General features: G+C 66.8%; 7 protein-coding genes. 3 read left to right on the forward strand and 4 right to left on the reverse strand.

What is annotated here, in order from left to right:
- Positions 1-93: 93 nt before the first annotated feature.
- Positions 94-1908: a putative bifunctional diguanylate cyclase/phosphodiesterase gene (locus QM685_RS34430; RefSeq protein ID WP_415123720.1), complete on the reverse strand. Its 1815-nt coding sequence runs from the start codon at positions 1906-1908 to the stop codon at positions 94-96.
- 390 nt (positions 1909-2298) lie between these two features.
- Here QM685_RS34430 and QM685_RS34435 point away from each other — a divergent pair, with 390 nt between their 5' ends.
- The 3 genes from QM685_RS34435 to QM685_RS34445 all read left to right on the forward strand — a co-directional run bounded on the left by QM685_RS34435 (position 2299) and on the right by QM685_RS34445 (position 4893).
- Positions 2299-3603, forward strand: coding sequence for an EAL and HDOD domain-containing protein (locus QM685_RS34435; RefSeq protein WP_415123721.1), 1305 nt, complete (start codon positions 2299-2301; stop codon positions 3601-3603).
- A 184-nt stretch (positions 3604-3787) separates the two neighbouring features.
- Positions 3788-4351 (forward strand): peroxiredoxin, encoded by a 564-nt coding sequence (locus tag QM685_RS34440; protein WP_415123722.1) that lies wholly within the window; start codon positions 3788-3790, stop codon positions 4349-4351.
- Between the two features lie 77 nt (positions 4352-4428).
- On the forward strand, positions 4429-4893 hold the full coding sequence (locus QM685_RS34445; protein WP_415123723.1) for a hypothetical protein: 465 nt from the start codon (positions 4429-4431) through the stop codon (positions 4891-4893).
- 45 nt (positions 4894-4938) lie between these two features.
- Here the strand turns inward: QM685_RS34445 and QM685_RS34450 are convergent, their stop codons facing one another.
- From QM685_RS34450 to QM685_RS34460, 3 genes are all read right to left on the reverse strand, one after another.
- On the reverse strand, positions 4939-8262 hold the full coding sequence (locus tag QM685_RS34450; protein ID WP_415123724.1) for an efflux RND transporter permease subunit: 3324 nt from the start codon (positions 8260-8262) through the stop codon (positions 4939-4941).
- Between the two features lie 3 nt (positions 8263-8265).
- Positions 8266-11400, reverse strand: coding sequence for an MdtB/MuxB family multidrug efflux RND transporter permease subunit (locus QM685_RS34455; RefSeq protein WP_415123725.1), 3135 nt, complete (start codon positions 11398-11400; stop codon positions 8266-8268).
- A gap of 23 nt (positions 11401-11423) precedes the next feature.
- Positions 11424-12590, reverse strand: a 1167-nt coding sequence (locus tag QM685_RS34460) for an MdtA/MuxA family multidrug efflux RND transporter periplasmic adaptor subunit (protein ID WP_415123726.1), incomplete at its 5' end; no start/stop codon positions are given.

The raw sequence follows: 12590 nt of genomic DNA on the forward strand, positions 1-12590 counted from the left end.
GAGTCCCGCAAAAGCCATACGTGTTCCAGTGAGTGCGACGCCGGGGGTGAGCCGGCTTGTTCCGCTGCGTGAACGCCGCGCCTGCATCGGCCGCTACACGCAGTGCAGCTGAAGCTCGCGCGCCTCGAAACGCCGCGCGAGTTCTTCGGACGGCAGCGCCTTGCAGACGAGCCAGCCCTGAATGTGATCGCAGCCCATCTCCGTGAGCAGCGAGCGTTGTTCTTCCGTTTCGACGCCCTCGGCGACCAGTTCGAGATCGAGCGTTTGCGCGAGCCCGACGACCGCGCTAACGATTGCCTGATCGTTTCGCGAGGTTAGCAGATTCTCGACGAAGCTCCGGTCGATCTTCAGCTTGGCCAGCGGGAAACGCTGCAGGTACGCGAGGCTCGAATAGCCGGTGCCGAAATCGTCGATCGCGAAGCGGATGCCCATCGCGGTCAGGTCTTCGAGCAGCGCCTTCGCGTGCACGGGGTCGTGCATCAGCAGACTTTCGGTGATCTCGAAGACGACCCGGCGCGGATCGATGCCGGTCAGCTCGATCGCCTCGCGTACCGCGTCCTTGAAGCGCGGATCGCGAAACTGCTGCGGCGATACGTTGACGGCCACGTACTGCAGCGGGATGCCCTGCGTGTCCCACTGGATCAGTTGCATGCACGCGACCTTCAACACCCAGTTGCCGAGGAAGTTGATGAGGCCGATCGACTCCGCGAGCGGAATGAACATCGACGGCGGCAAGAGTCCGTGCACCGGATGCGTCCAGCGGATCAACGCCTCGACACCCACCACGCCGTTAGTGCGGCTGCTCGTGATCGGCTGGAAGTGCAGCGAGAACTCGCCGTTGCGCACGCCGTCGTAGAGATCGGCCTCGAGCTTCAGGCGCTCCGCGTCGGCGGGGTTGTCGTCCGGTACGTAGAACGCGAGCGTGTTGCCGCCCGCGGCCTTCGCCTGCAGCATCGCGTGGTCGGCCCAGCGCAGCAGGTGCGTGTCGTGACTGGCGGTGTCGTTCGCGTGGCGCACGTCCGGGTACAGTGCGATGCCGATGCTCGCCGACAGGTGCACCTGCTGGCCCTTGAACACGTACGGCTGCTGGATCGCGGTCAGCAGGCGGCGCGCCAGCGCTTCGGCGGCGGCCGCCGCGTCGGTGCGGTTCGCGGCCGGCTTCACGAGGATCGCGAACTCGTCGCTGGCGACGCGCGCGAGCGTTTCGTTCGGGCTCGTCATGTTGAGCAGCCGCCGCGACGTGTCGCGCAGCATTTCGTCGCCGGCGTCGTAGCCGAGCGCGCGGTTCACGCGCTGATAGTCGTCGATGTCGAGCAGCAGCAGCGCGACCGGCGTGCCGTGCGCGTCGGCCTTGTGCTGCGCGTCGAGCAGCGCGTGCAGCAGACCGGACTGGTTCGGCAGGCTGGTCAGGCGGTCCAGATGCAGCGCCTGGGTCAGGCGCTCCTCGGTGGCGCGCCAGGACGACACGTCGAAGCCGGCGATCGCATAGCCGTCGACGCCGTCGTGGTTGCTGCGTACGACGCGCAGCTCGACCGTGATCGGGTAAGTCAGCGACTTGACGAGCCCGAGCGTCGCCTTCTCGACGTTGCCCGAGGTCGCGGCGTGCCTGAGCAGCGCGTCGAGGCGCGGGATGTCGGCCGGCGCGACCAGATCGTGCAGCGTGACCGTCTCCAGATATTCGCGGTGATAGCCGATGAAGCGCAGACTCGCGTCGGACACGTAGATGAAACGCAGCGCGTCGTCGACGTGCGCGAGCAGGTCGACCGCGCCCACCACCTGCTCCAGTTGCGGGGCGCGGTTCGTGCCGCTCGGCTGGGTATCGTCCGCGCGCCGGCCGAATGCGCGAAGCCGGTCGATGACCGTGCGCAAGGAGCCCCGGCGGGGGGCGGTGATCGTGTTCGCTTCCATGTATGTCGGTGGTGGCAACCTGGGTGGGTCCGCTGGCGGGGCTGCTTGTCCGCCGGTTCGGGCGACCGGCGGGCAGCAGGCCGCTCTATCAGAACGAGATAACGACCCGCGCCGCAAAATCTTTAGCGGGCCGCCATGAAAATCATCGGCTGAGGAAATGCCCTTGTGCCGCGGGCGGGACGATCCGGCTAAAGTGGCGCCGCTTCGTGTCCGTTAATATGGAAAATCCCCTGTGCGATGCCGGCCGTGGCGCCGCCAGCCTCGTGGCCCTTTCGAACCTTGCGCCGATGATCCATGTCCGAACGCCCTGTTGCCGGGTCAGCCAGGCCCCCCGGGTCTTCCCGGGCCTGCTTGCGGGCCTGTTTTCAGGCTTCTTTCCGGTAGGCCGAGGTGGTTGATCCGGCCGCCGGCTCATCTGCCGGATCGTCCGCCGGCGGCGCTCAGCCGGACGGCGGCGCGCAGTATGTCTATCTCGGCCGCCAGCCGATTCTCGATCGCGACGGCGCGCTCAATGCCTACGAGCTGCTGTTCCGCGCGGGCGCGCACAACTATGCCGAAGTTAGCGACGATGTCCAGGCGACCGCCCAGGTGGTCGCGCGCACGATCGGCGGCATCGGCGTGCCGGCCGTGCTCGGACAGCACCGCGGCTTCGTCAATATCGACCGCGCGCTGCTCTTTAGCGACATCGTCCATCTGATGCCGCCCGAGCGCTTCGTGCTCGAAATCCTCGAAACCGTGCGCTACGACGTGCCGCTCGCGCGCCGTCTCGACGAACTGCGCGCCGCCGGCTTCGAGGTGGCGCTCGACGACGTCAGGGAAATCTCGGACGAGCTGATCGCGATGCTGCCGTACGCCGACATCGTCAAGATCGACTTCCTGCAGACGCCGCGCGGCATGGTCGCGAAGCTCGCGTCGATGCTGCGTGGCCACGGCAAGACGCTGATCGCCGAGAAGGTCGAGACGCGCGAGGATTTCGCGCTCGCGCACGAACTCGGCTTCGATCTGTTCCAGGGTTACTTCTTCGCGCGGCCGCAGGTGCTGGCCGCGCCGCGCAACCGCTCGCTGCGCCCCGGCCTGCTGCGGCTGCTCGCGCTGCTGTCGCGGGACGCCGGCATCGTCGAGCTCGAGGCGGAGCTGAAACTGAATCCGGGTGTCGTCGTGCAATTGCTGCGCCTCGTCAATTCGAGCGCGTTCGGGCTCGGACGCAACATCGCTTCGCTGCGCGAGGCGATCATCGCCACCGGCACGCGGCAGATCGCGCGCTGGGCGCAACTGCTGCTGTACGCCGATACGGGCGACCTGCCGTGGCGGGCCGATCCGCTGGTGCAACTGGCCGCGACGCGCTCGCGCTTCATGGAGCTCGCCGCGAGCTGGCTGCGCCCGTCCGACGGCGATTTCGCCGACGCCGCGTTCATGACCGGGATTTTCTCGCTGGTGCACGTGGTGCTCGGCAACACGCCGCGCGCGGTGCTCGAAAAACTCGGCCTGGCACCGCAGATTCGCGAAGCGATCGTCACGCGCGGGGGCGAACTCGGCGCGCTGCTGCGGATTGCCGAAGTGGCGGGCGAGGGCGGCGATGCCGCGCCTCTCGCGGCGGCGGCCGGCTTTACGGCGCTGACGCCCGATGTGCTGTCGGAGCTGAATCTGTCGGCGGCGGCGTGGTTCGGCGCGCACGTCTCGGAGCCGATCGTCTGATACTCCGGCGGCGGGGCGGGCGGCGCGCCCGATGCTTTCGATACGCTTGCCGTCCGTCCGGCTCCTTACGCGCGGTGCGCATCCGTGGTCCAATAGAAGACCCGGCGACGGGCCGGCGTTGCGCCGGGTGAAACCGTCCGCGGCTCATAGGGCCCAACGCATGCGCTCACACATGGAGGAGCAGATGAAGATAAAACACATACCGGCGGCGCTGGCCGCCGTCATGGCAATCGGATTCGCAATGCATTCGCCGCTCGCGTCGGCGACGCTGAAGCCCGGCGACACCGCGCCGACGTTTACCGCCGAGGCTTCGCTCGGCGGCAAGACCTACACCTATTCGCTCGCCGACGAACTGAAGAAGGGGCCGGTCGTGCTGTATTTTTATCCGGCCGCGTTCACGAAGGGCTGCACGATCGAGGCGCACGAGTTCGCGGAAGCGGTCGACCAGTACAAGAAGTACGGCGCGACGGTGATCGGCGTGTCGCACGACAACATCGATACGCTGACGAAATTCTCGGTCAGCGAATGCCGCAGCAAATTCCCGGTCGCGGCCGACGCCGACGCGAAGGTGATCGGCGCCTATGACGCGGGCATGCCGATGAAAGGCGGGATGGCGAATCGCGTGTCGTACGTGATCGCGCCGGACGGCAAGATCATTTACGAGTACACGGACCTGTCGCCGGACAAGCATGTCGAGAACACGCTGAAGGCGGTCAAGGACTGGGCGGCGGCGCATAAGGCGCAGTGATACGTCGCGCGGCGCCGCGGCGGGGTATCACCGGCGCTCGTGCCAGGCTCAACCCCTTTTTGTCGAATGAACTTGCGATGCCGATTCTCGTTGCGTTGATTGCGCTGCTCGCGCTGGTGTACGGCGCGGTGCGCGCCTTTTATGCGTTGCAGGCCGCGTTCGGGCCGGCCGTCGCGATCGGCGTCGCGGTGCTGGCTGCGTTGCTGCTGCTCGGTGCGCTCGCGTACTGGTGGCAACGTCGCCGCGAGGTCGCGCCGAACGTGCGCGATGGCGACTGGACGCACGAATTGAAGGGGGCCTGGGGTTCGGTACGGCTTGCCGCGGCGAAGCGGCTCTGCGAGATTCGCGTCGGCGACCAGCAGGGGGCGTACATCTTCGCCGATCTGCTCGGCGCGCAAGCACAGGGCCGCGACGCGCAGGCGCGGCTCGCGCTGCAGGTCAAGGACGCGCGGCACGGCGAATGGCTCGTGCCGATGTCGGGCGAGCGGCAGGCCCGGCAATGGCAGCGGATTTTTTCGCTGGCCATCGAGCAGAAGCTTTGAACGTTCGTCAGAATTTCTCTGACCCGCCGCGCCGCCTGCACCGCGTCATGACGACGTCGGCGCCGCACCACCGGCACGGCGAGCCTTTCTCGCCTCCCAGCGCACGCGGATGCGGTCCATATACAGGTACACAACCGGCGTCGTATAGAGCGTGAGCATCTGACTCACGATCAGCCCGCCGACGATCGAAATACCGAGCGGCGCGCGCAGTTCCGCGCCTTCGCCGTTGCCGAACGCGAGCGGCAGCGCGCCGAGCAGCGCCGCGAACGTGGTCATCATGATCGGCCGGAAGCGCAGCAGACACGCCTGGTGGATCGCATCGTACGACGACAGCCCCTGGCGCGACGCCTCGATCGCGAAGTCCACCATCATGATCGCGTTCTTCTTCACGATGCCGATCAGCAGGATCACGCCGATCAGCGCGATGATGCTGAACTCGGTCTTGAACAGCAGCAGCGCGAGCAGCGCGCCGACGCCCGCGGACGGCAGCGTCGAGAGGATCGTCAGCGGGTGGATGTAGCTCTCGTACAGGATACCGAGCACGATATAGACGGCCGCGAGCGCGGCGAGAATCAGGATCGGCTGGTCGGACATCGACTGCTGGAACGCCTGCGCGGTGCCCTGGAAGCTGCCGTGAATCGTCGCGGGCATGCCGATCTCGGCCATCGTGTCGTAGATCACCTGCGTGGCCGTCGACAGCGACACGCCCGGCGGCAGGTTGAACGAGATCGTCGACGCGACGAACTGGCTCTGGTGATTGACCGACAGCGGCGTGGTGCCGGGCCCGAAGCTCGCGATGGCCGACAGCGGCACCATCGTTTCCTTCGCGGTCGACACCGCCGAGCCCGACGACGCGCTCGACTTGCCGCTCGCCGCAATCGAGTTGATCGCCTGATTGCGGGCCGAGTCGGCGGCGATGCTGGCCGCGCTCGACGCGGTGGTGCCCGCTGCGCCGCCCGTCGCCGCGCTGGTCGGATTCGACGACGACGTGCTCGCCGTCACGGTGCCGGCCGGCGCGTTGGTGGTCTGCGCGCCGCTCGCGCTGCCGCCTGACGTGCTGACGAAAATCTGGTTCAGCATCTCCGGGCTCTGCCAGTAGCGCGGCGCGACTTCCATCACGACGTGGTACTGGTTCAGCGGGTTGTAGATCGTCGACACCTGGCGCTGGCCGAACGCGTCGTACAGCGTGTTGTCGATCTGCGCGGGCTTGATGCCGAGACGCGACGCGGTCGCGCGGTCGATCGTCACCATCGCCTCGAGGCCGCCTTGCTGCTGGTCGGAGTTCACGTCCGCGAGCTCCGTGCGCGCCTGCAGCGCCTCGGTGAGCTTCGGCCCCCACTTGTAGAGATCGGGCGTGGAGTCGGCGAGCAGCGTGAACTGATACTGCGCGTTCGATTGCCGGCCGCCGACGCGAATGTCCTGCACCGCCTGCAGGAACGTGCGCGCGCCGGCCACGTCGCCGAGCGGCGCGCGCAGCTGCTGGATCACCTGATCGGCGGACAGCTTGCGCTCGCTCTTCGATTTCAGCGACACGAACATGAAGCCCGAATTGGTCTGCCGGCCGCCGGTGAAGCCGACCACGCTCTCGACCGCGGGGTTCTTGCCGACGATCTCCATCATTTGCGAGAACTTGCCCTTCATCGCCTGGAACGACGTGCTCTGATCGGCCTGGATACCGCCGACGAGCCGCCCGGTGTCCTGCTGCGGGAAGAAGCCCTTCGGCACGATGATGTAAAGCGCGACGTTCAGCGCGATGGTCAGCAGCAGCACGATGAGGATCAGCAGCGGATGGCGCAGCGCCCAGCCGAGAGTGCGTTCGTAGCCGCGCTGCATCGACGTGAAACCGCGCTCGAGCCAGCGGCCGAAGCGGCTTTCCTCGTGTTCCTCGTGCGGCTCGCGCAGCAGGCGCGAGCACATCATCGGCGTGAGCGTGAGCGACACGATGAGCGACACCGCGATCGCGAGCGACAGCGTCAGCGCGAATTCGCGGAACAGCCGCCCGACGATGCCGCCCATCAGCAGGATCGGCAGGAACACGGCGACGAGCGAGATGCTGATCGACATCACCGTGAAGCCGACTTCGCGCGCGCCGAGGTACGCGGCCTTCATGCGCGGCACGCCGTTCTCGATGTGCCGCGAGATGTTCTCCAGCACGACGATCGCGTCGTCGACGACGAAGCCGGTCGCGATGGTCAGCGCCATCAGCGACAGGTTGTCGATCGAAAAGCCCATCAGGTACATCGCGCCGAACGTGCCGATGATCGAGATCGGCACGGCCACGCTCGGAATCAGCGTGGCGCGCCAGTTGCGCAGGAACAGGAACACCACCATCACGACCAGCACGACCGCGATCACGAGCGTGTGCTCGGTGTCCTTCAGCGACGCGCGGATCGTCGTGGAGCGGTCCGAGGTAGGGGAGATGTCGACGTCCGCCGGCAGCGATGCGTGCAACTGCGGCAGCATCGCCTTCACGCGGTCGACGGTCTCGATGATGTTCGCGCCGGGCTGCCGGTACAGGATCACGAGCACCGAGCGCTTGCCGTTGAAGAGGCCGAGGTTGCGCAGGTCCTCGACCGAATCGACGACCTCGCCCATGTCGGAGAGCTTGACCGGCGCGCCGTTGCGATAGGCGATCACCAGATCCTTGTATTGCGAAGCCTTGCTCGCCTGGTCGTTCGTGTAGAGCTGCACGCGGTTCTCGCCGAACTCGATCGAGCCCTTAGGGCTGTTCGCGTTGGCCGCGGCGAGCGCCGCGCGCACGTCCTCGAGACCGATGCCGTAATGCGACAGCGCATGCGGCTCGAGCTCGACGCGCACCGCCGGGTTCGCCGAGCCGCTCACGTCGACTTCGCCGACGCCCTGCACCTGCGACAGCGACTGCTGCAGCACCGTGGCCGCCGAGTCGTACAACTGGCCCGCGGTCAGCGTATTCGACGTGAGCGCGAGAATCAGGATCGGCGCGTCGGCCGGGTTGACCTTGTGATACGTCGGGTTGCTGCGCAGGCTCGCGGGCAGGTCGGCGCGCGCCGCGTTGATCGCCGCCTGCACGTCGCGCGCGGCGCCGTCGATGTCGCGGTTCAGGCCGAACTGCATCGTGATCCGCGTCGAGCCGACCGAGCTCGACGAGGTCATTTCGGTAACGTCGGCAATCGATCCCAGATGCCGCTCCAATGGACTCGCGACACTCGTGGCCACCGTCTCCGGGCTCGCGCCGGGCAACGAGGCCTGAATCGAGATGGTCGGGAAGTCGACCTGCGGCAGCGGCGCGACCGGCAGCTTCGTGAACGCGAAGACGCCGGACAGCGCGATGCCGATCGCCAGCAGCGTGGTGGCGACCGGGCGGGAAATAAACGGACGCGACAGATTCATCGCTCAGTTCCCTGCGTCGGTGGCGGGCGGCGTGGCGCTGCCGGACGAATCGCCGCGATGGAAGCGCTCGCGCAGACGGCGGGCAAGTGAATCGAACCCGAGATAGATCACCGGCGTCGTGAACAGCGTGAGCAACTGGCTCACGATCAGACCGCCCGCGATCGCGATGCCGAGCGGGCGGCGCAGCTCCGAGCCCGCGCCGGTGCCGAGCATCAGCGGCAGCGCGCCGAGCAGCGCGGCGAGCGTGGTCATCAGGATCGGCCGGAAGCGCAGCAGGCACGCCTGGTAAATCGCCTCGCGCGGCGGCTTGCCTTCCTCGCGCTCCGCGTAGAGCGCGAAGTCGATCATCATGATCGCGTTCTTCTTCACGATACCGATCAGCAGCACGATGCCGATGATGCCGATGATGTCCAGATCGTGGCCGGTGATCAGCAGCGCGAGCAGCGCGCCGACGCCGGCCGACGGCAGCGTGGAGAGGATCGTGATCGGATGGATGAAGCTTTCGTACAGCACGCCGAGCACGATATACATCGTGATGATCGCCGCGAGGATCAGGAACAGTTCGTTCGCGAGCGATGCCTGGAATGCGAGCGCCGCGCCCTGATAGCGCGTCTGGAACGATTCGGGCAGGCCGATGTCCTTCTGCGCCTGCCCGATCGCCTTGACCGCCGCGCCGAGCGACGAGCCCGGCGCGAGGTTGAACGACACCGTGGTGGCCGGGAACTGGCTCAGGTGCGTGACGAGCAGCGGCGCGGGCCGTTCGATGAACTTCGCGATCGACGACAGCGGCACCTGGCCGCCAGTGGACGTGGAGGAGGGCAGGTAGATCGAGTTCAGCGCGTCGGTGTAGTACTGCATCTGCGGCTGTGCTTCGAGAATCACGCGATACTGGTTCGACTGCGTGAAGATCGTCGAGATGATGCGCTGGCCGAAGGCGTCGTAGAGCGCGCTGTCGATCGTGGCCGGCGTAATGCCGAAGCGCGCGGCGGTCGCGCGGTCGATTTCGATGAACACCGAGCGGCCGTTGTCCTGCAGATCGGTTGCGACGTCCGCGAGCTCGGGCGATTGCTTGAGCCGGTCGATCAGCTTCGGCACCCACGTGGTGAATTCGCTGATGTTCGGATCGGTCAGCATGAACTGGTACTGCGTCGGGCTCACGGTCGAGTCGATCGTCAGGTCCTGCACCGGCTGCATGTAAAGCGACGCGCCCGGAATATGCGCGACGTCCTTCTGCAACTGGCGGATCACGTCGCTCGCGGTGTTGCTGCGGTCGTCGCGCGGCTTCAGGTTGATCAGCATGCGGCCGCTGTTCAGCGTGATGTTGCTGCCGTCCACGCCGATGAACGAGGTCAGGCTTTCGACGTCCGGATTTTTCAGGATCTGCGTGGCGAGTTGCTGCTGACGATCGGCCATCGACGCGAACGATACCGACTGGGGCATCTGCGTGATCGCCTGGATCACGCCGGTGTCCTGCACCGGGAAGAAGCCCTTCGGCACGAACACGTAGAGCAGCCCGGTCAGCACGAGCGTGAGCAGCGCGACGACGAGCGTGGAGCGCTGCCGGTTCAGCACCCACGTGAGCGCGACCGCGTAGTGCGCGATCACCCAGTCGATCGCGCGGTGCGCCTTCGCCTCGAAGCGGTGGCTTTCGTGCGGCGGCGTGTGGCGCAGCAGCTTCGCGCACATCATCGGCACGAGCGTGAGCGACACGACCGCCGAGATCACGATCGTCACCGCGAGCGTGATCGCGAATTCGTGGAACAGGCGCCCGACCACGTCGCCCATGAAGAGCAGCGGAATCAGCACCGCGATCAGCGAGACCGTCAGCGAGATGATCGTGAAGCCGATCTGCTTCGAGCCTTTCAGCGCGGCTTCGAGCGCCGGGTCGCCTTCCTCGACGTAGCGCGCGATGTTCTCGATCATCACGATCGCGTCGTCGACGACGAAGCCCGTGGCGATGGTCAGCGCCATCAGCGACAGATTATCGAGCGAGAAGCCGCACAGGTACATCACCGCGAGCGTGCCGATCAGCGACAGCGGCACCGACAGGCTGGGAATGATCGTCGCGTAGATGTTGGCGAGGAACAGGTACATCACCAGCACGACCAGCACGACCGACATCGCCAGTTCGAACTGCACGTCGCGCACGGACGCGCGGATCGTCGTGGTGCGGTCGGTGACGACCTGCACCTCGAGCGCGGCCGGCAGCGACTGCTGCAACTGCGGCAGCAGCTTCTTGATGCTGTCGACCACCTGGATCACGTTCGCGCCCGGCTGGCGCTGCACGTTCAGGATGATCGCGGGCGTGTTGTCGACCCACGCGCCGAGCTTGGTGTTCTCCGCGCCCGGCACGATGTTCGCGACGTCGGTCAGCATCACCGGGCGGCCGTTCTTGTACGCGACCACCGCGCTCTGGTACTCGTCGGCGCTGGTCAACTGGTCGTTCGAGTTGATCGTGTAGTTGCGCGTCGGGCCGTCGAAGTTGCCCTTCGGCGTGTTGACGTTGAGGTTCGAGATCGTGGTGCGCAGATCGTCGAGATTCAGTCCGTACGCGGCGAGCGCGCGCGGGTTCGCCTGGATGCGGATCGCCGGGCGCTGGCCACCCGACAGGCTCACGAGGCCGACGCCCGCGACCTGCGAAATTTTCTGCGCGAGGCGCGTGTCGGCGAGGTCCTGCACCTGCGTGAGCGGCAGCGTCTTCGAGGTGATCGCGAGCGTGAGGATCGGCGCGTCGGCCGGGTTGACCTTCGCGTAGATCGGCGGCGCGGGCAGGTCCGACGGCAGCAGGTTGCCCGCCGCGTTGATCGCGGCCTGCACTTCCTGCTCGGCGATGTCGAGCGGCAGATCGAGACTGAACTGCAGCGTGATGATCGACGAGCCGGCCGAGCTTTGCGACGACATCTGGTTCAGCGACGGCATCTGCCCGAACTGCCGCTCGAGCGGCGCGGTCACGGACGACGTCATCACGTCCGGGCTCGCGCCCGGATAGAAGGTCTGCACCTGGATCGTCGGATAATCGACCGAGGGCAGCGCGGAGAGCGGCAGAAAGCGCAGCGCGACGAGGCCGACCAGCATGATCGCCGCCATCAGCAGCGCGGTGCCGACGGGACGCAGAATAAAGGCGCGGGATGGATTCATGCGGTAAGTGCCGTGCCTTTACTTTATTGCGACGCTTGCGACGCGTGTCTGCCGTGACGGGCGTGCGCGCCGGATGCGCCCGAGGCGCCGGCCGCCGCGCTCGCGCCCGATGCGCCGCTCGCGCGCGCCGCCGGAATCGTGATCTTCGAGCCTTCGCGCAGACGGTCCGAACCGTCTATCACGACGCGCTCGCCGACCGCGAGGCCCGACTGGATGCTGGTGCGCTCGCCGTCGACGGGGCCGACCTTGACCTGGCGCACGGTGACCGTGTTGTCGGGCTTCACGACGTACACGAAGGTCCCCATCGAGCCGTTGAGCACCGCCGAGGTCGGCACGATCACCGCGTCCTTGATCGTATCGACGAGCAGCCGCGTATTGACGAACTGGTTCGGGAACAGGCCGTTGTCCTTGTTCTCGAAGATCGCGCGCAGCTTGATCGTGCCGGTGGTCGTGTCGATCTGGTTGTCCATCGTCTTCAGCGAGCCGACTTCGAGCGGGTGCGTGTTGCTGCGGTCGTACGCGGTGGCCGACAGCGACTCGCCGTTGCGCGTGTGCTGGATGATCTGTTGCAGGTTGTCTTCGGAGGTCGTGAACACCACGCTGATCGGATCGAGCTGCGTAATCACGACGATGCCGTTGGTCAGGCCCGAGGTCACGTAGTTGCCCGGATCGACCTGGCGCAGGCCGACGCGGCCCGAGACCGGCGCGGTGATGCGCGCGTACACGAGGTCGAGCTTGAAGCTGTCGATGTTCGCCTGGTCGGACTTCACGGTGCCTTCGTATTGCCGCACGAGCGACGCCTGCGTGTCGACCTGCTGGCTCGCGATCGAATCCTGCGCGAGCAGCGTCTGATAGCGCTTCAGGTCGAGGCGCGCGGTGGCGAGCAGCGCCTGGTCGCGCACCAGCGTGCCTTCGGCGTTGCGCAGCGAAATCTCGTAGGGACGCGGGTCGATCTGCGCGAGCACGTCGCCTTTCTTGACCATCTGGCCTTCCTTGAAATAGACGTCCTGCAGCACGCCGCTCAACTGCGGCAGCACGGTGACGGTGGCAAGCGGCGTGACCGTGCCGAGCGCGGTCAGCACGACCGGCATCTCGCCCTGCGTCGCGGTCGCCACATGCACCGGCTGAGCCATGTTGGCCATCGCGGCCCCCCCGCGGCCGAAGCGGCCGCCGCGCGCGCCGCTCGCGGC

Source organism: Paraburkholderia sp. (assembly GCF_047605525.1).
Classification (GTDB): Bacteria; Pseudomonadota; Gammaproteobacteria; order Burkholderiales; family Burkholderiaceae; genus Paraburkholderia.